The organism is Nocardia neocaledoniensis (assembly GCF_003182135.1).
In the GTDB taxonomy this organism is placed as follows: domain Bacteria; phylum Actinomycetota; class Actinomycetes; order Mycobacteriales; family Mycobacteriaceae; genus Nocardia; species Nocardia neocaledoniensis.
Map to the genome: position 1 here is coordinate 75,737 of NZ_QGTL01000005.1, position 18,895 is coordinate 94,631.

Sequence of the window (18,895 nt, forward strand, 5' to 3'; positions counted from 1 at the left end):
GGGCCGCCGCTCGGGTCAGCGGACGCCGATGGGCTTTCCGAAGAAGGAGGCGATCGTCTCACCGAAGGTGTCGGCCAGCAGCGACAGCCCGTCGGGATTCAAGGCGAGTAGTCCGGCATCGGTCGTCCTGCACCCTGATGCCGCGGGGACGCCGTTGAGCCGGTCGCGGAGCCACAGCAGCGCGGTCGCCGATCCGGAGACCTCGGTCGTGATGTGCTCGCCGAGGTGTTCGCGAATGTACTGGACATCGGCCTCGGGGCTCTGGCAGTAGGTGTCGACGAGGGTGTTGACCGGGCCCACCGGGATCAGTTCGTCGGGGTTCGCCTGCCAGATGAACATCGGCATGTCGGGTACCGCCTTGCCCATGCGCGTCTTGTCCAGGACGTCCCGCACGACGGGGTTGCGCATCGGGTCGCCTTCTGGGACACGCAGCATCCCCTTCATGTTCAGGAAGGGGAACAGCGCGGTGTTGTATTGCACGCACAGTCCGCCCTTGATCACCGAGAGGCCCTGGCCCAGTGGGTCGAGATCGCGGTTGAGCAGGTCGCCGAATTCGCGGTACTCGCGGCCCAGCCCGAGCACAGCGGCCATGATCATGCCCGACCAGATCTGGCCGTTGCCGATGTCGAGCAGCGGGCCGAAGTCGGCGGGCACGCCGCCGATGGCCGCGCCGACGATGTCGAGTTCGGGCGCGTAGCTCTGCGCGAGTTCGGCGGCGTGGCCGGTGACGATGGCGCCGCCGGAGTAGCCGTACATGCCGATCCGGGTGTCCGGGGCGAGCCGCATCGGTTCGAAGGCGCGCGCGGCGCGAATGCCGTCGAGGGTGATCCGTGCCCCGAGGGGGCCGACGCCGAACGCGCTGTCGGGGCCCTGATGGTCGGGGATGACCACGGCCCAGCCCTGTTGCAGTTGTGCCTGCGCGACAACGAATTCCAGGGGCGCGACGATCTGTCCGACCGCTGCCGCGACAGACCACTGCTGGACGGCGTAGGACGGCGAGCAGTAGGCCGCGAGGGAGTCCTCGGCGATCTGCATCGACATCAGTTTGTCCGGCGCCGACCCGCGCGGCTTCAGCACCGTCGCGACGGCGGCGATCGCCTCGTCACGGGTGTTGTTGGAGCGGTAGGAGACCTGCCAGGCGTCGACGTTGAGGGGAATGAGGCCGGCGTTGGCGACATCGATCTGCCGGGCGGCGATGATCTCGCCGGGTTGCTTGGTTGCCACGATGTCCGTCGGCGGGCGGTAGAACGCCGGATCGAGCTCCGGGGGCACTGCGAGCGCGGGCGCCGGCTGTACCGGCACCGGAGCTGTGTCGGCCGGCTGCGCGCCCGCGACGGAGAACGTGAGAGCCGGGGTGATGGCTGCGACGGTGACGGCCAGGGTCGCCAGTCTGCGGGACAACTTTGTCCGCGGGGTCATCTTCTACTCCTTACTGGTTGAGACGATGGCGTCTCAACGTTGGGAGGTGAGATTACCGTGATACGGGCTGTGGAACAATGCCTGTCTGGGACGGTTGGCGGGCTGGGTCTCGATAGTCTGCAGTGGTGACGGTGATGGCGGAGTCGGGTGAGGATTCATCCGGGGAGATGATCGCGCGGACCGTGCGCGCGGAGATCCTGTCGGGGCGGTTACCCGCCGGGGAGCGTTTGATCGCGGAGGTGCTGGCCAAACGGTTCGGCGTCTCGCGAATCCCGGTGCGGGAAGCCTTGGCGCGGTTGCAGTCCGAGGGGTTCGTCACCATCGTCAGGCATCGCGGCGCGACGGTGGCGGAGCCGCCGGTCGCCGCGGCTCGTGAGTTGTTGCAGGTCCGCCGCGGTTTGGAGGTGTTGGCCGCGCAGTTGGCCGGCGAGAATCGAGGCGGCTGTGCTGCCGCGGAGCTTGCCGGCTTCCTCTCGGCGGCGTCCGACGAGCACTCCGGATCGGGACAGCCCTTCCACGAGTTGATCGCCCGCGCGTCCGGTAACGAGGAGTTGATTCGCCTGCTGGCGGAAGTCAATGCGCGGGTGCGCTGGGCCCTCGGTCACAATCCGACGGTCTCGGTGAGTGACCATCGAGCGGTCGCGCTCGCCGTACTCAACGGCGCCCCGGTGCAGGCGGGCTTCCTCATGGAGGAGCATCTGCGCCGCGACGAGGTGTACTTCGCGCAAGATTGAATGCAATATGGCGTGATATATCGATCCCGTAACCTGATCGGCGCGGCGGGAAACGTGAGCGTCAAAGGGATTGCATACAAATAGGGCAGCTTGCTTCCAGCGTCGCTGAAGGCAGCTCGCCGATACGCACGTTGTCGGCGTCGCTTCCGTCCTCGGAGTCCGAGATGTCGCTCACCTCGTCTGAAACGCCGCCCCCCATCCCGTCCCCGGCCTCGTCACCCGGCTTGGCCGCCGCTCTCGACCGCATCGGCTTCGGCCGGGTTCAGGCGGTCGTCATCGCCTTGCTCATGGCCGGACTGTTCTTCGATTCGCTCGAACAGAACTCGACCGGTGCGATGGGTCCGCTCCTGAAGGAGTCCTTCGGCATCGGCAATGCCGAACTCACCCTGATCAATACCGCGACCGTGATCGGCGGTCTGGTCGGGCGCCTCATCGGCGGCTACCTCGCCGACCGCTGGGGACGCCGGACCGCACTCAGCCTGAACCTGCTGGTGTATACCCTCGGCGGACTGATCAGCGCCGCCGCTGTCAACTACGAAATACTGTTGACCAGCCGCTTCATCGTCGGCATCGGCCTCGGCGGTGAATTCACCGTCGGTCTGGCGATCCTGGCCGAGATGGTCGCGACGCGCCACCGTGGCTCGCTCCTGGCGACGCTGAACATCTCCTCGGGCGGTATCGGCAACATCGCCTCCTTCGGGTTCTTCGCCCTCGTTCTCGGTCCGCTGGGCGCCCTGCTCGGCGGGGACGACACCTCCTGGCGCTGGACGTATGTGATCTTGGCGGTTCCCGCGGTCCTGGTCGTGTTCTTCCGGAGGTACCTGCCCGAGTCGCCGCGGTTCCTGCTGTCCAAGGGACGCGTCGCCGAAGCCAACCTCAGCCTGACCCGGCTCGGCAGTGGGAGCATCGCCGGACTGCGCGACCCGGGCCCGGTGGTCGACTATGTCAGCGCGGCAGACATTCCGCGGCAGACCAGGTCCTCGTATGTCGAGGTGTTCAAGGGCCGCAACGGTCGACGCGTCGCCGCGATCGGCGCGGCCTCCTGGATGTCGTTCGGCGCGCAGGTCACCCTGCTGTTCCTCATGCCGATCCTGCTGGTGTCACGCGGATACTCGCTCACCGACTCGCTGGCGTTCACCATGATCATGAACATCGGCAGCCTCTTCGGCGCCTGCGCTGCCTCCTACCTCGCGGGCCGGGCGCCACGGCGTCCCACGGTGATGGGCGCTGCCGTGCTCGGCTGTCTCTCGGCGATCGCGTTCGCGCTGTTCGCCACCTCGACCGTGCTGCTGCTGACCCTGGGCATGATCTTCCAGTTCTTCACGATGATGCTCAACACGATGCTCTCGGTGTGGTCCCCGGAGCTGTTCCCGACCTCGGTGCGCGCGATGGGTGCCTCGGTGGTCAACGGCATCGGCAATGTCGCCGGCGCGGTGATGCCCTTCGCGGCCCTGTTCTTCTTCGACCGGGCCGGGGTTCCCGGGGTGTTCGCGATGATCGCCGTCATGTACGCGCTGTTGGTCGTCGCGGCGCGGTTCGGCCCCGAAACATTCGGCAAGCCATTGGAAGTCGTCAGCGGAGAAGCCGCTACGGCCGATGCCCCGTCCCGTCCACTGCGCGAAGGAGCCTGATCATGGACGAATTGAAGATTTCCGCTACTGCCCACGGCCTGAACTACCTGCCGGAGTATTTCGCCGCGGATCGGGGACTGTTCGCCGCGCAGGACCTCAGCGTGACCGCGACGGCGAAGGATCCCTGGACCGGGGTACTCGACGATCTCGACAGCGGTGCCGCCGACATCGCGCTCGGTGGTCTGTGGGTGCCCGGAATGTATTGGGGCACACCGCGCGAGCTGACAGTCTTCGCTCAGCTCAATCACCAGTTCCCCAAGGCGCTCGTCGTGCGCGGCGACGCGGAAGGGTTCGGCTGGGCGGATCTGGTCGGTGCGACCGTCCTCGCGCCGGGCATCGGTGGCAGCGCGCCCTATGCCTTCACCGCGGGCCTGATCCGGGAAGCCGGGCTCGATCCCGCGGACATGACGTTCTTGCGGGATCTGTCGACGCCGATGTTCGTCGAGTTGTTCGAAGCCGGCCTCGGTGACGCGATCGTCCTCGACATGACGACGGCGCAGATCCTGCAGGATCGGGGATCCGGAGCCATCGCGATCGACTACACCGAGGTGGGCGGCCTGGGTCCCAACAGCGTCTACTACCTGCGCACCGATCGATACGACGAGTTGGCCGATCGGCTGGTCCGGTTCACCACCGCCCTGGAGCAGGCCATGCGCGCGGTGCGGACCGTTCCGCTCGCGGAACTCGAACCGCTGCTCGCCGCGCACTGGCCGGGCATCGCCACCGAGACGTTGCTGCGGTCCTGTGCGCGGATCAAGTCCTCAGGCACGTGGGACACGGTGCGGATCGACGCCGGCGCGAGCGACCGCTGGATGCGAATCCTCGCGCAGGAGAAGATGGTGCCCACCGCGCCGGCGTTCGCCGACCTGATCGATACCCGTGTCGTCGACAGTCTCGAACTGGCCCGCGCCGCACACTGACCGGCGGAATCGGCGCGCTTCAGAGGCATGGTGGCCCTGGGCCTCGCCCACACTCGGGCGAGGCCCAGGGGTCATCGCGCGGATACCGCACCCTGTGCGCACCTCGGCACCGGCCGCTCGCGCCGCCGCCACCAGGATCCGGTCGATGCTCGTGCGATGCATCCCCCACACCGTTCCGTAGACCTCGGGGTCGATCTCGCCGGTGAAGGCCCCCGAGGTCGCGGTGATCACGGCCCGCCGCAGCACTGCTGCCCCGGCGGCCATGACGTCGTCGAGGACACCGATCCGCGCCAGGACCTCGACCCAGTTGGACTGGAAAGCGCTGGTGGAGGGCACATCGCTGGGGAAGTGCGCCTTGTCGAGCAGCGCCACCGACATGCCTCGGCGGGCCGGCATCACCGCCGACGGCGATCCCGCGCAGCGTGCGCCGACAATTATCACGTCGTAGTGAGGGTTCACCGGCTTCTCCATTTCCCGTTCGGCGAGACCGGCACGAGGGCGACGCCGAACGGGCGCCTGCCACGTTGCAGGCTGTGCACACCGCCTGCGGCGCAACGGAACTGCGCGCCGGTCCATTGATTTGGAAACGATCGTTCTTGACTGAGTGTTCCCAAACTGGATAGGGTGACCACATGGCGCGACCGAGGACCTTCGACGAGGCCGCGGTGGTGGAGTCCGCAGCGGAACTGTTCGCCCGGCGCGGGTTCGACGCGGTGTCGGTCGACGACCTCGTCGGGCAGCTCGGCGTGCACCGGCACAGCCTGTATCGCACGTTCGGGAGCAAGCGCGGGCTGTATCTGCGGGCGCTGCGAGCCACGCGCAAGAAGAACCTGTCCGCCATCGCCGCCGCCGACGATCCCTTGCGAATCCTCTGCACCGCGGTGACATCCGAGGGCATCGGCAGTCTCGACCTGCTGTTGATGGCGGCGATCGAGCAGGGTGTGTCCGACGCGGAAGTCGCCGCCGAGGTCACGGGCGCCTTCGCCGAACTCGACGCGATCACCTCCGCCCTGGGCGACGGAACGCTGTCGACGGCGACGTTGCTGGGACTGCGTCTGCGCGCCCGCGCGGGGGAGGACATCTCCCGCATCGCCGGCGAGTTCACCGCACGCACACCGACCGATCCATAGGCACGAACGAAGGAGAACGACATGGCCGAGGTCAGCATCGACGGCGGAGACCTGGTTGTCCGCATCGAAGGTCTCGACAAGCTGTGGGCATTGAAGAGCCGCCTGGTGATCCCGTTGACGAACGTCCGCGGCGCGACCGTCGACCCGGGAATCGTCAAGGAACGCAAGGGTATCCGCGCGCCCGGCACGCACCTGCCCGGCGTCATCACCGCGGGGACCTTCCACATCGACGGGGAACAGGTGTTCTGGGACCTGCGCGACCCGGACAAGGCCGTCGTCGTCGAGCTGGCCGACGAGCGCTACGCGCGACTCGTCATCCAGGTCGACGATCCCGCCGAGGTGGTCGCGCTGATCGAAAAGGCCTGCGCCCACTGAAGCCCGCACGAGTCGGCGGCTGTTCGATTCCCGTCCTGTCGCGTGCTGTCGGCGCTATCGTGCAGCAAGCGGAATGCTCTGACGGGAGTGCGTGCGATGAAGCAGCTGACCAGGTCTTACGAGGGAACGTTGCCGGCGGCGCCGAGCTTCGGCGGTTTCCTGCGCGGGTTGCGCGATGATCGCCGCCTGTCCCGCGAGCGCCTGGCGATGTCGGCGGGCGTCAGCGCCAGCTACATCACCCACTTGGAGTGGGGCGATCGGGATCATCCGGCCCGCGCGGTCGTCGAGGCACTGGCTGATTGCCTGGACCGGGTGCGGACGCTGCGTGCCGCCGAGCGCAGGCACCTGTTCGATCTGGCGGGACTGCCGATCACCGCGACACCCACGGTGGACCAGTTGCGGGCAGGCATCGGCCCCGACGCGCTGCGGAATCTCGATGCCCATGGTGACCGGATCGCGGGTTACTTCGACTCGCGCGGCAATATCCTGGCGCTCAACGCCGCCACCCGGACCATGCTGCCGGGACTGGGCGAGGGCGGCAACATGCTGCACTGGTTGTTCGGTGATCCGCTGGCCCAGCGCGTCGTCCTGAATCGGGACGAAGTGGCGCGGAGATCGGTGAGCGGCCTGCGCGGGCGGATCGGCGCGGTCGGTCAGCTCGGATGGGCAGAGCGTCTGCTCGGCGAGCTCGGAACGTACGCGGAGTTCCGCGCGCTGTGGGCGCTCGGCGAGGTGACCTTCTCGACGGGGTCGACGCCGATCCGGCTCCGTGACCCGGTGACCGGTGGACCGGTCGAAGTGCTGGTGCAGGTGTTCGACGTCGATATCGTCGACCATCCGGGGTGGGTGCGGATCTTCCTCGGCGTGTAGTCCGGCCGAGGGCTCAGCCGTGCGGTGTGGCTCCTGGCGCTACCGAATTCGGGCTACCTGATCACCGAACTGAACCTGAACCATCGACGTGCAGACGAGACGGTGCCGCTGTGGTACGACATCATCGCGGTGTCGGCGTTCGCGATGTCCGGCGTGATCAACACCGTCCTCGGAGTCTTCGCGGTGCACCTCGCCTTCGCACTCACCATCTACGGCGAATCGAATCAGGATCTGTGGGATCTGCCGCTGCGGCTGCTGATCGGGACCTTGCCGCTGCTGGTGTCGGTGGGCATCTATTTCGGCCGTTACCTGCGGCTGAACAGCTGGGATGTACGGTCGCCCGTCCGGATGTGGGCGAAACTGCGGCAGCACTTCGACTCTCGGGCCGTACTCGGGAACTTCGTGCTCTTCTGCGGTCCACGCGGCAGATCCCACCTGATCAGCTGGTGCAACACTCGCGCGGAGGCAGATCTCGCGGTGGCCGAACGACGGCGGACCGGCGCCTTACGGCATCGACGCCGGGCCGTCACCGGGCCGGTGGATCCAGGCTCAGCCAGCGCAGGTACCAGTCGGCGAAGCCGGCGGCGAAGGGGGTGATGCCCATGTCGCTGCACCGCCCGTCCTCCCAGAGCGTGCCCCGCTGGGGTCTCGGATGAAGGTTCGGTAGTCCTCGGGCAGTGTCACGCCGTGGCGGGTCTCGAACGTCGTGACCTCGGATTCGGCGAGTGGTGGATTCAGCCGGTAACGGTGGGCGGCGGAGCCGAACCGGGTGAACCCGGAATCCGTATGTCGCAGGACGGCGAGCCGTTCGAGGATCTCCGTTCGATCCCACACCCCGATCCCACCTCCGCCGAACACCAGACCGTCACCGGCACCCCGTCATGCCGGTGGAAGCGCCGAGTATACGGACGGAGGCGCGGTTGGTCGTCCCCGGAGCTCGCCGCGCTACCGGCGAGCCCCGGGGGTCGAGGGGCTGATGCCCGAACGGATGGTTCAGATGTCGCCGAAGGCCGTCGCGTAGCGGATGATGCCGCTGGGCACAGGCTTTCCGTCGAGGCTCAGCACCATCAGTGCCTCGTCGGGCACCGGCATCTTCATGCTGACACCATGGGAACTCGCGCGGGTGAACCCGAAACGGGGGTAGTACTCGGGATGTCCGAGGACGGTGACGAAGTGCTCACCCATGGCCCTGGCAGCGTCGAGTCCCGCGCGGATCGCGGCCGATCCGGCGCCGGTCTTCTGATACCGCGGCGGGACCGCGCACGGACCCAGGCACAGGGCCGGGGTGTCGTCGATGTGCGCGCGGGTCAGCAGCGCGTACCCGGCGGGAACGCCGTTGTCGTCGAGGGTGAGGATCGACAGGTCCGGGATCCAGGCGGGGTCCCGGCGCAGCGCGTCGACGAGGTCGGCTTCCTCGGCCCGATCGAAGGCGGCGAGGTTGATCTCCCGGATCGTGGCGATATCGGCGCTGGTCTCGACGCGAGTGGTCCAGCCGTGACTGATGGTCATGACGTTCTCCTGTGATGAATGATGGTGTGTACCAAAGCAACCGGTGTCAGTTCTGACGGTCACGGAACCGGTAGGTCGCGCGGAGGTGCTTCGTGATCGCCTTTTCGGTCTTGCCACGCTTGTTGGCCTGGCGGGCGTCACCGCGGGTGGCCGCCCACTGGCTCTCCCGCAGCAGCTTGCGGTAGCGCTCGAGCCGGCCGAGGTCCAGCTCGCCGGACACGACCGCGTCCTGCACCGCGCACCCGGGTTCGCTGCGGTGTTCGCAGTCGCGGAACGCGCAGTCGCGGGCGTACGCCTCGATCTCGGCGAACACCTGCCCGACACCGTCGGCGACGTCCTGGACGCCGATGCCGCGCAGGCCAGGGGTGTCGATGAGCACCCCGCCACCGGGCAAAGTGAGCAACTCACGATGCACGGTGGTGTGGCGGCCCTTGCCGTCGGTGGCACGAACATCGTTGGTGCCCATATGTTCTCGGCCGAGCAACGCATTGGCCAGGCTGGATTTCCCGGCGCCGGACGGGCCGAGCAGCACCGCCGTCCCGGTCACGACAGCGGCCAGCCGGTCCATGCCCGACCCGGTCGCGGCGCTGGTGGTGAGGATCTCCACGCCGGGAGCCAACCCGGCGACCACGGCTTCGCCGACGCCGGGCTGCTCGTCCAGGTCGGCCTTGGTCAACACGACGACCGGGCGGGCACCACTGTCGAATGCCAGCGCCAGCAGACGCTCGATCCGGCCCGCGTTGACCGGCACCGCCAGCGACACCGCGATGACGACGGTGTCGACATTGGCCGCGAGGACCTGTTGATGGGACGTGCGATCCGAGGACGCGCGGGTGATCGCGGTCCGCCGGGGCAGCAAGGCCACCACCCGCGGTCGCGGACCAGGGGACAGCGCGGCCCAGTCGCCGGTGCACACGATGTGCTCGCGATCCGCGCCGGTCAGCGCACTGCTGTCGGCGCGGATCGGCCCGTTCGCGGTGAGGGTGTCGCATAGTCCGCGATCGACGCGCACGATGCGGGCCGGTATCAGTCCGGCGGCGGCGTGCTCAGCGAACAGCGCCGCGAATTCCGCGTCCCAGCCGAGCTCGGAGAGCTGCGACGAAGACGACGAAGAGGAAGAAGAGTGTGATGAATGCACGATGAGACCCTTGAAAGAGGGAGCCCCGTTCGAACACGGAATCCACCACCGGCCACGCCGCGAGCGCAGAGCTCGGGGCGACTACGGCAGTGGGTATCGGGGTCAGACCGGGGCCCGGGACGTGAGGATGGTCCGGGCGCTGCGCACCGCAGCGGTCTTCGCCGCAAACATCAACTCACCTCCCATTCTCTCGCACTCCAGGTCGAACACGGACGACACAAGGTAACACGCGGCGTGCCGGCCCGGCCAGCGCATTGTGAATCGCCCTCATACGCCGTGGGAGGGCGATTCAGAGTGCGTTGATCCTGGCCAGCGCTTCGAAGGCCAGATCGGCCGCCTGCCAGAGGGCGGTGATCTCCGCACGCACGCCGGGGGCGAGCGCGGGGTCCTGCAGGGCGAGGCCGTTGGTGAAGATGACGGTGTTGGCGCCCAGATCGGCGGCGATGAGCATCTGCTCGGTGGCGACGCCCGCGCCGAACAACTGGTCGAGCCCCTCACCGACGAAATAGAACCGCCACAGGGGGCCGAGATCGGCGCCGTAGACAGCCTTGGTGCGGTCGATGATCACGTCGCCGACGGCGGCGATGCTCGCGACGATCTTGAAGTAGTCCGGCGCGTGCTCGGGTCGACTGTGAACGGCCGCCACCGAATACGCGAGATCGACCGTGAGGTGGGCGTTGTAGCCCGCCATGGCGGTGCGGGCCCTGGACGCGCCGCAGTCCTTCGCGAGCGCGAAATAGTGGGCCCAGTGCGGTTCGGTGACGCCGCCGGTGAACTCGGCGTGCAGGTTGTCCAGGAATCGGCGCAGGAGTTCGGTGCTGATCGCGTGGGCGTACTCACGGTTCAGGAACGCCGCTGGGTCGCGCTGCAGCGGCATGACCGCCGCGTATTCGACGGCGTCGAGGCCGATGGCGAACAACCCACGCAGATCCCGGTGCGCGCTGAGGATCTCGGTGATCCGGTGGTGCCGGTCTACCGCGTCCTCGAGCCGCGTGAGACCGTCGGCGCCGGTGATCGTCGCGGTATCGGACAGCTCGACGATGTCGTCGACCTCGCTGGACGACAGTGCCGAACCGCAGGCGGTGTCGCGCACAGCGGCGGTGGCCGGCGCCGCGACGACCGCGGGCACGGCCATGATCAGGGACGCAGCGACAGCGGCTATTCCGCTCGAGACACGCACCCGCAGATTCCACCACCCAGAAGTGAGAACCGCCGACTACGACACGGCGCGAAGCCGGTCGCCGTCGAACGGACGCGCCGGCGGTCCCGTGAACGCCGGAATCCGGATGTCGAACAGGCTTGCGGGGTGGACATCACCCGGTCAGGCGACCGCCGCCGCGGCGGGGACGGCGGCCGCGCTCTGCAGGCCGGCCCAGCACAGCTGAGTGGTCGTCTCGACCGCCTGGCCCTTGGGGATCGGGCGGCCTGTGCGATGCCACTGTCCAGCGGCGGCGATTCCGGCGCCGACCAGCCACGCGGCGAGCAGCTGAGTCCGCCACGGGGTCTCATCACGGTGACACAGCGCGGCGGCGACCGTGGCGGTGCACTCGGCTTTGGCCGTCTGCACCCGCCACCGGACCGACGGCTCGCTGGGCACCGCGGAATCGAAGACCAGGACGTGGGTGCCGGACGCGTCACCGTCGACGACGTCGAAGAACGCCGTGATCGTGCCGCGCACCGTGTCGTAGTCGGACGGCGGGGCCGCCAGCGTTTCGCGGACCGCGGTGGCGAGCTGATCGAGATACCGCTGCACCACCGCCAGATAGAGCTCCAGCTTCCCCGAGAAGTACTGATACAGAATGGGTTTGGTGATGCCCGCGGACTCGCACACCATCTGCATGGTGACCCCGTGGTAGCCGCGGCCCGCGAACACGCGCTGGGCGATGTCGATGAACTGGTCGCGCCGCGCGTGGCGCCGCCGGGCGGGGGAGGTGCCGGCGGTGGGCCGCGGCTGTCGGGTGGATGGCATGGGCTCGGTCAGAACCCGGCTTCGTCGAGCTCCATCGCGCCCAGGTCGGTCGCGGTGAGCACGGCGCGTTCGGCGGTCACGTGGGGCAGCGCCGTGTTGGCGAAGAACGACGCGACGGCGATCTTGCCCCGGTAGAACTCGGTGTCCCGGCCGGATTCCAGGGCGGTCAGCGCGACCTCGGCCGCCACGATCAGGCGCCAGGCGACCAGCAGATCACCGACCGCGAGCAGGAAGCGCACGGCGTTGAGCCCGATCCGGTACAGCTGCGTGGGCTCCCCGCCCGCGGCGACCAGGTGCCCGGTGAGCGTGGCCACCATCTCCTCGACGTCCTCGATCGCACAGCCGAGCAGCACCTTTTCGGTCTTGAGCCGTCCACCGTCGGCGTCGGAGCGGGCGGTGGCCCTGACCTGGCCCAGCAGGTGTCCCAGGGCGACGCCGCGGTCGCGGGCGATCTTGCGGAAGAAGAAGTCCTGGGCCTGGATGGCGGTGGTGCCCTCGTAGAGCGAGTCGATCTTCGCGTCGCGGATGTACTGCTCGATGGGGTAGTCCTGCAGGAAGCCGGAGCCACCGAAGGTCTGCAGCGATTCGGTGAGGTACTGGTAGGCGCGCTCGGAGCCCACGCCCTTGACGATCGGCAGCAGCAGGTCGTTCACGCGTGCGGCGAGTTCGGCGTCGGCTCCCGAGACATGCTGGGCGACAACGGGATCCTGATGGCCCGCGGTGTAGAGGTAGACCGCGCGCAGGCCCTCGGCGTAGGCCTTCTGCATCAGCAGTGACCGGCGCACGTCGGGGTGGTGGATGATCGAGACCTTCGGCGCGGTCTTGTCCGAGGCCTTGGTCAGATCCGCGCCCTGCACGCGCGACCTGGCGTACTCGCGGGCGTTGAGATAGCCGGTGGACAAGGTGGCGATGGCCTTGGTGCCCACCATCATCCGGGCTTGCTCGATGACCTTGAACATCTGCGCAATGCCGTTGTGCACGTCACCGACGAGGTACCCGACCGCGGGCACGCCGTGGCCGCCGAAGGTGAGTTCGCAGGTGGCCGAGGCTTTCAGGCCCATCTTGTGCTCGACATTGGTGACGAAGACGCCGTTGCGGTCGCCGAGCGCGTACGTCTCGTGGTCGAAGTGGACCTTCGGCACGATGAACAGGCTCAGGCCCTTGGTGCCGGGGCCCGCGCCCTCGGGGCGGGCCAGGACCAGGTGGACGATGTTGTCGAACAGATCGTCGGAGTCGGCAGAGGTGATGAATCGCTTCACGCCCTCGATGTGCCAGGTGCCGTCCTCCTGCTTGATCGCCTTGGTGCGGCCGGCGCCGACGTCGGAACCGGCATCGGGCTCGGTGAGGACCATCGTGGCGCCCCAGTCGCGCTCCACCATCTGCGCCGCCCATCCGCGCTGCTGCTCGGTGCCGACCTCGGCAAGGACGGCGGCGATCATGGCGCCGGTCGAGTACATGTAAGCGGCGGGCTGTGCGCCGAGCACGAATTCGTTGACCGCCCAGCCCACCATCTGCGGCGCGGGGACGCCGCCGATCTCGGTGGACTTGGCCAGTCGCGGCCATTCGGCGTCGAGCCAGGCGCGCACCGCCTTCTTGAACGGCGCGGGCAGGCGTACCGAGTGCGTCGTGGGATCGAAAAGCGGTGGGGTGCGGTCTGTGTCGGCGAAGGGCTCGGCGACCGGGCCCTCGGCGAGGCGGGCCGCCTCGCTCAGCATCGTGCGCACGGTGTCGGCGTCGAGATCGCCGAACGCGCCGGTGGCGAGGACGGTGTCGAGGCCGTAGACCTCGAACAGATTGAACTCCAGGTCGCGAACGTTGCTCTTGTAGTGGCCCACCGGACCGTCACCTCTCGACTGGACCCGCCCCGACCGGGGCGGGTGCTGAACCGGGCGCGCTTCGCGCCGCGGGAGCCATGATGGCGCACAATCATGCGCCGCGCAACCATAAGTAACTCGCCGATAAGTCGGTCAGTCCACCATGGCGGTGTGGAACCGGTTATAAGTCATCAGGTGTTAAGGATCTTTCCGGAAGTTCGGCGAGGGCGATCCGTTCGCCGAGCGCGCAGAGTTCGGCGAGGAGATCCGGGCGGCGGGTCAATCGCGGATTGCGGACCGCGTCGTTGACCACCGTCGTGACGGCATGGATCAGCACCCGCGCGGTCGGCAGGCTCAACTCGGGCCGCACCGACTGCAGCAGCCGGGCCCAGCCGATGATGCCGTCGCGATGGATCCGCCGATATCTGGCGGCGGCGCCGGCGGGTAGATTGCCGGTCTCGCTGACCGCGGTGCCGACGAGATCGGTTCTCTCCCTGGCGAATCGGACGTAGTATCGCAGCAGCAGGCGGAGCGAGTCGCTCGGATCGCCGCCCTCGGCCAGCGCCCGCTCGGTGTACTGCTGGATCCACCGGTTGTTGCGCTCGATGATCTCGTCCAGCAGGTCGGACTTGCTCTCGAAATGGTGGTAGAGCGCGGGGCCGCGCACGCCGACGGAGGTGCCGATGTCCTCGATGCTGACCGCGGCGAACCCGCGCTCGCTGAACAGCTGGGCGGCGGCGGCCACGAGTTGCTCGGTCCGTGCCGCGGAATCGGGATCGGTGGGGGCACCGTCGGAGTCGGCCGTGTCGGCGCGTGCGCCGGGCCGGGCGGCGACACCGGCAGCGATGACCGCGTCGACGGCGGCGTCGAGTACCCGTGCGAAGGCGTCGTCGGGCAGCTGGGTGCGGTGGTTGGACGGGCTGGTCACCACCGACAGCACGACCCAGCCGAGCGCGTCGCGGTCGGCGGCGCCGAGATCGGGCCTGCGGGCACGGACGGCCGCGCCGATCCGGTGGGTCAGCCGCACCGATCGGGCCAGCACGCCCACCCGGTCCATCGGGGTCAGGCTGCGGAACTCGAGCTGCCACAAGCGGGCGAGCCCGCGCGTCTCGAGCGCTACCCGCACCAGCGCGGGTAGCGCGGCGTCGGCGGGGGCGCCGTCGGCGCATGCGGCGTCGACGCGGTCCAGGATCAGGTCGAGTCCTTCGCGCAGGCACGACCCGAGCAGTTCCTGCTTCGTGCGGAAATGCCGGTACAGCGCGCCGCTGGTGATGCCGACGGCGGTGGCGATGTCGGCCATCGACGTGCGGTGGTAGCCGTGTTCGGCGAAGGCGGCGTTGGCGGCGCGCAGAATGGTGGCCCGCCGGTCGCGGGGCCTGCGGCGCACCGGCGGTGCGGTCTTGGCCGGTGCGGCCGTCACCGCGTGGTCGGTGGCGCCGAGCGCGCCGAGGAGCATCCGCAGCAGCTCGTCGGTCAGCTGGTCGACGGTGGCGTCGACCCAGCCCGCGGTCCAGTCCCGCATCAGTCCGTCGACCGCGCCGACGAAGGTGGCCGCGGTCAGCCGGTAGTCGCGGGGCGCGAGTTCACCCCTGCCTGCGAAACTCTCGAACAGTGCGCACATCCGGTCCACCCAGCGGGCCCGGCTCTGCCTGCGCTGGGCGTCCATCCGCGCGCTGACCCCGGCGATCTCGACGAACGCGATTCTCGCGCACCGCGGGTCGCGGGTGACGTAGGAGAGGTAGGCGCGCACCATGGCGCCCGCGCGCGCGGCCAGCGGCAGGTCGTCGACCCGCGCGACCTCGTCGAGGACGTGCTGTTCGACGATGCCGTCGAGGTGCAGGTGCAGCTCGCCGAGCAGGTCCTCCAGGGTGTCGTACTCCTGGTAGAACTGCCGCGTGGACAGCCCCGCGGCCTGACACAGATCGGCCAGCCGTGTGTGGCGATAGCCGGCACCCGCCCCGAATGCTTCCAGCCCCGCCTCCCGGAACCGCGCCCGCCGTTCGGCCTGCCGCTCGTCGGCCGACCTGCCCCCGTACCGCCCCGTCGCCGCCGCGACTCTCGCCATGGCCCTCGGCCTCCCGACCCCAACTCTGGATTTATTCGTATTCAGAGTATGTGATCGAGGAAGTCACCGACAATGGCCGGCCCCGACGGTTGCGTTTTCGGGTGTTCGGGGAGGAAGCTGACGGGATGCCGGCGACGATCGGCGCTGCCACCATGGAAGCGATCAGCAGGGTCACACCTGAGCCGATCAGAGAACACAATTGTGCGGCCGCCTCCAGTCGCGATTGCGGGCGTTCAGTCCGCGCAGCGCTACCTCGGACGGCGTGGGTCTCGATGTGGTCGCCCAGGCCCGTTGTCTGCTATATCGATGCGATCGGGTGCGGTTGTCACGCTCTGCCTCGACCGCTGGGTGATGATGTGCGTATGTCTGACCCGCTCAGCTTGCGCCTCGGTAGCTACTTCCACTCCGGTCTGCGGCGCTGGCCGGGGTCGGAACTGATCCTGACCACGGATGGCGGACTGTTCCACGTCGACGTCGTAGCGCCGACGCCGGCGGATATCACGGACTTCGATACCGCCGCAATGGAATTCGCCTGGACCGAGGCGCGTCACCACGGGGTCCTGTGTTATCGGTTCGGTGAAAGGCCCTGGCAGCATTACGCTTTCAACCCGCACCGCGACACCCCGCCCGGTGTGGTGGCGGGCCTGCCCGAGATCGGGCCGGGGGAGACGCTGTCCGTGACTCTCGGCTTGGCCGAGGTGGACAGGACGCCGGTGCTCGCGGTGCGCACGGCCGAGTGGCCGGAACACTTCGTCGGTGCTGTGCGGGCGACCCTGGCCAGGCTGGCCGCACAATCGGTCGACAGCGCGCTGCTGGTCGGGGAGTGCGACGACCTTCACCTGTTCGTCGGGAGCGAGCGGATCGCTCAGCGGGCCGGTGTGCGATGTCGCTGTGGCTGACGGGAGGGTCAGAAATTCGAGAGGGCTTCCATGCCCTGCAGCATCGCCACGACGAAGAGGACGGCGCCGAGGGTGCACAGTGCGACGAAGCCGAGGGAGAGGCAGAGCGCGGTGGACGACAACCAGGGTCGGTAGCCGGCTCGGCGACTGATCACCATGCCGGCCGACGACAACGTGATGGCGACGGCGGCGGGCCCCGCGAAGCTGCCGATCGTGACGGCGGGGGACGGCAGCGCATTGCCTGGCCGGTTGATCATCCACAGCAGGTCGGCCAGCGCGACGACCAGGAAGCCCAGCGCCGCGCCGCCCCACCAATGGTCCGGCCGTGTTCGCTCCCACAGATCCGAGGCTCCCCGCACAGTTCTATTCAAGCAGCCCCGAGACGCCGGCGCTCGTCGTCAGCGCCTGGGCGACGACAAGGCCGACGGGATGTGGTGCGTTGACGAGGCTCGCCCCCTGTACGGGCGCCGAGGTCAGTCGGCCATCACATAGGTGCCGGGGGCCACGCCGAGCGGGCGGAACTCGGTGTTGCCCAGCACGGCCGACGCCGGCTTGTCGCCCCCCGATCGGTCGCCGAGCCAGGCCGCGTAGTCCGGCCACCAGGACCCCTGCGCCGTCGGCGCCGCCGCGCGCCAGTCCCTGGCGTGGACGGAAAGATCCTCCGACACTTGGTAATTGGACTTCCGGTTGCCGGGCGGATTGACCAGCGCCGCGATGTGGCCGTTGGTCGACAGGACGAAACGCACCCTGCCGCCGAGCAGTTGCGCGCTGCGATAGCAATTGGTCCAGGGGCAGATGTGGTCGGCCGACCCGGCGACGACGTAGGCGTCAACGGTGATCGCGTTCAGGTCGATGGGGGTACCGAGTACCGTGACCCCTCCCGCGGTGGCCAGCTTGTTGTGCAGGGCGGCGAGAAGGAAGTCGCGATGCAGCGCGGCGGGCATCCGGGTGGTGTCGGCATTCCAGTAGAGGATGTCGAAGCGCGGTGGGGTCCTGCCCTGCAGATAGTTGTTGACCCAGTAGTTCCAGACCAGGTCGGCGGGACGCAGCCAGGCGAAGACTTCGGCCAGGGTGCGGCCGTCCAGATAGCCGGTGCGCTGCGACTGGGCGATCGCGGCGTGCGCGATCCCTTCGTCGATGAGCGAACCCGCGACGCCACCGCGGTTCTGGTCGATCATGGTGACCAACAGGTTCAGGCTGGCCAGCTCGCCGATGCCGCCGGTCTGCGCGCGGTGCGCGGCCGCCATGCAGGCGATCAGTCCGCCCGAGCACGCGGCCATGGTGTGCACGGAGCCGGCGCCGGTGATCCGGTCGACCACGCCGAACGCCTCGATCACCGCTTCGGCATAGGCGTCGATGCCCCAATCACGGTGGCGTTCCTCGGGATTGCGCCAGGAGATCATGAACACCTGCTGACCCTGCCGCACCAGATACTCGACCATGCTGCGGCCGGGCGCCAGATCGAGGACGTAGTACTTGTTGATGGTCGGCGGCACGATCAGCAGCGGCACCGCGCGCACGGTCTCGGTCTGCGGCAGGTACTGGATCAGCTCGAACATCTCCGTCCGGTACACGACGGCGCCGGGCGTGATCCCCAGGTCGACACCCACCCGGAACGCGTCCGGCTCGACCATCGCGGGAACCCGCGGCGAGCTGGCGACATCGCGCAGCAGATTGCGCGGACCCGCGACGGCATTGGCGCCGTTGCTGGCGAAGAACGTCTTCCAGGCGACGGGGCTGATCAGCGGATTGTTGCTCGGCGCAGCGGCTTCGAGGATGTTGGACAGGACGAACTTCATCCGCTCGGCGTCGCGCCACTCCATCGGCGCGTCCGCGAGCAGCCCTTCGGCCAGCTCGTCCGCGGCCAAATAGATCTGCACGATGCGCTTCAGCACCGGGTTCTGCGACCACTCCGGGTCGCTGAAGCGCCGGTCCTTCGGCCGCGGGGCCAGCTGGGAGGTGCCCACCACGATGCGGCCGAGTTCGTCGACGAGCTTGCCGACCCGTGTCTTGACCCGGTCGGGGCGCTTGGCCAGCGCGTCGAGGAACTTCACCCCCGCGTTGCCGGGCAGCCACCGGTTGGCCGGGCCGAGCGCGGCCGCGATCAGCGGGTGGTCGAGGGGCACCGCCGACTCGGGCGAATCGACGGCGGTGCGATCGGCGCGTTCCTGGAATGTCGTGGGATTGCTGATGACGTCTCCACTCCTGTCGGCCACGCGTGCGGCTGCCGCGCAGCGTGCTCTGGTCGGTTCGCGTCGATCCGGCACCGAGATCTCATGGTGCGGTGGTCGGCGCCCGAGAAGTGGGTTTTCGCAATCCAGCGGCGAACGCACGATGACCCGCATCTCAGTGCGGCCACCGTGCCGAACGCGTGATCACAGCGTCACGCATCGGGGGCATTCCAGCCAATGTCGGTGCCGAC

The 18,895-nt window shown here is 68.6% G+C and carries 17 protein-coding genes and 1 pseudogene; 8 read left to right on the top strand and 10 right to left on the bottom strand.

Features of this window, described 5'->3' with window-relative positions:
• Positions 1 to 15: 15 nt before the first annotated feature.
• Positions 16 to 1,419, bottom strand: coding sequence for a lipase family protein (locus tag DFR69_RS16060; RefSeq protein WP_244198286.1), 1,404 nt, complete (start codon positions 1,417 to 1,419; stop codon positions 16 to 18).
• 134 nt (positions 1,420 to 1,553) lie between these two features.
• Between DFR69_RS16060 and DFR69_RS16065 the strand changes: the two genes are divergently transcribed.
• The 3 genes from DFR69_RS16065 (at position 1,554) to DFR69_RS16075 (ending at position 4,704) form a co-directional block, all read left to right on the top strand.
• The gene (locus tag DFR69_RS16065; RefSeq protein WP_244198318.1) at positions 1,554 to 2,153 is read left to right on the top strand and encodes a GntR family transcriptional regulator; all 600 of its coding nucleotides are present in this window, start codon (positions 1,554 to 1,556) and stop codon (positions 2,151 to 2,153) included.
• Positions 2,154 to 2,317: 164 nt separating this feature from the next.
• Positions 2,318 to 3,784, top strand: a complete 1,467-nt coding sequence (locus DFR69_RS16070) for an MFS transporter (RefSeq protein ID WP_244198287.1) — start codon at positions 2,318 to 2,320, stop codon at positions 3,782 to 3,784.
• Positions 3,785 to 3,786: 2 nt separating this feature from the next.
• Positions 3,787 to 4,704: an ABC transporter substrate-binding protein gene (locus DFR69_RS16075; RefSeq protein ID WP_110038379.1), complete on the top strand. Its 918-nt coding sequence runs from the start codon at positions 3,787 to 3,789 to the stop codon at positions 4,702 to 4,704.
• A gap of 132 nt (positions 4,705 to 4,836) precedes the next feature.
• On the opposite strand, the pseudogene DFR69_RS35755 reads toward DFR69_RS16075, so the two are convergent.
• Positions 4,837 to 5,280: pseudogene (locus DFR69_RS35755) on the bottom strand (FAD-dependent oxidoreductase); the annotation flags it as partial.
• Positions 5,281 to 5,336: 56 nt separating this feature from the next.
• Between DFR69_RS35755 and DFR69_RS16085 the strand changes: the two are divergent.
• The 4 genes from DFR69_RS16085 to DFR69_RS16100 all read left to right on the top strand — a co-directional run bounded on the left by DFR69_RS16085 (position 5,337) and on the right by DFR69_RS16100 (position 7,676).
• Positions 5,337 to 5,834, top strand: a complete 498-nt coding sequence (locus tag DFR69_RS16085) for a TetR/AcrR family transcriptional regulator (protein WP_110038381.1) — start codon at positions 5,337 to 5,339, stop codon at positions 5,832 to 5,834.
• Positions 5,835 to 5,855: 21 nt separating this feature from the next.
• Positions 5,856 to 6,209 carry a hypothetical protein gene (locus tag DFR69_RS16090; RefSeq protein WP_110038382.1) on the top strand — a complete coding sequence of 118 codons (354 nt, stop codon included), beginning with the start codon at positions 5,856 to 5,858 and terminating at the stop codon, positions 6,207 to 6,209.
• 96 nt (positions 6,210 to 6,305) lie between these two features.
• Positions 6,306 to 7,079, top strand: coding sequence for a helix-turn-helix transcriptional regulator (locus DFR69_RS16095; RefSeq protein WP_110038383.1), 774 nt, complete (start codon positions 6,306 to 6,308; stop codon positions 7,077 to 7,079).
• Positions 7,080 to 7,103: 24 nt separating this feature from the next.
• Positions 7,104 to 7,676 (top strand): DUF1361 domain-containing protein, encoded by a 573-nt coding sequence (locus tag DFR69_RS16100; RefSeq protein WP_110038384.1) that lies wholly within the window; start codon positions 7,104 to 7,106, stop codon positions 7,674 to 7,676.
• A 396-nt stretch (positions 7,677 to 8,072) separates the two neighbouring features.
• On the opposite strand, the gene DFR69_RS16105 is transcribed toward DFR69_RS16100, so the two are convergent.
• The 6 genes from DFR69_RS16105 to DFR69_RS16130 form a co-directional block, all read right to left on the bottom strand.
• Positions 8,073 to 8,588 carry a GNAT family N-acetyltransferase gene (locus DFR69_RS16105; protein ID WP_110038385.1) on the bottom strand — a complete coding sequence of 172 codons (516 nt, stop codon included), beginning with the start codon at positions 8,586 to 8,588 and terminating at the stop codon, positions 8,073 to 8,075.
• Between the two features lie 46 nt (positions 8,589 to 8,634).
• Positions 8,635 to 9,726 carry a ribosome small subunit-dependent GTPase A gene (rsgA, locus tag DFR69_RS16110; RefSeq protein WP_110038386.1) on the bottom strand — a complete coding sequence of 364 codons (1,092 nt, stop codon included), beginning with the start codon at positions 9,724 to 9,726 and terminating at the stop codon, positions 8,635 to 8,637.
• A gap of 289 nt (positions 9,727 to 10,015) precedes the next feature.
• Positions 10,016 to 10,906, bottom strand: a complete 891-nt coding sequence (locus tag DFR69_RS16115; RefSeq protein WP_186817343.1) for a DUF5995 family protein — start codon at positions 10,904 to 10,906, stop codon at positions 10,016 to 10,018.
• Between the two features lie 141 nt (positions 10,907 to 11,047).
• The gene (locus DFR69_RS16120) at positions 11,048 to 11,695 is read right to left on the bottom strand and encodes a TetR/AcrR family transcriptional regulator (RefSeq protein WP_110038388.1); all 648 of its coding nucleotides are present in this window, start codon (positions 11,693 to 11,695) and stop codon (positions 11,048 to 11,050) included.
• An 8-nt stretch (positions 11,696 to 11,703) separates the two neighbouring features.
• Positions 11,704 to 13,530 carry an acyl-CoA dehydrogenase gene (locus DFR69_RS16125; protein ID WP_110038389.1) on the bottom strand — a complete coding sequence of 609 codons (1,827 nt, stop codon included), beginning with the start codon at positions 13,528 to 13,530 and terminating at the stop codon, positions 11,704 to 11,706.
• Between the two features lie 160 nt (positions 13,531 to 13,690).
• Positions 13,691 to 15,574, bottom strand: coding sequence for a TetR/AcrR family transcriptional regulator (locus DFR69_RS16130; RefSeq protein WP_110038390.1), 1,884 nt, complete (start codon positions 15,572 to 15,574; stop codon positions 13,691 to 13,693).
• A gap of 50 nt (positions 15,575 to 15,624) precedes the next feature.
• On the opposite strand from DFR69_RS16130, the gene DFR69_RS33995 reads away from it, so the two are divergent.
• Complete coding sequence (locus DFR69_RS33995; protein ID WP_146229295.1) at positions 15,625 to 16,473, top strand: hypothetical protein; 849 nt, start codon at positions 15,625 to 15,627, stop codon at positions 16,471 to 16,473.
• A gap of 8 nt (positions 16,474 to 16,481) precedes the next feature.
• Here the strand turns inward: DFR69_RS33995 and DFR69_RS16140 are convergent, their stop codons facing one another.
• The gene (locus tag DFR69_RS16140; protein ID WP_110038392.1) at positions 16,482 to 16,832 is read right to left on the bottom strand and encodes a hypothetical protein; all 351 of its coding nucleotides are present in this window, start codon (positions 16,830 to 16,832) and stop codon (positions 16,482 to 16,484) included.
• Positions 16,833 to 16,946: 114 nt separating this feature from the next.
• Complete coding sequence (locus DFR69_RS16145; protein WP_373867013.1) at positions 16,947 to 18,665, bottom strand: PHA/PHB synthase family protein; 1,719 nt, start codon at positions 18,663 to 18,665, stop codon at positions 16,947 to 16,949.
• Between the last annotated feature and the right edge of the window lie 230 nt (positions 18,666 to 18,895).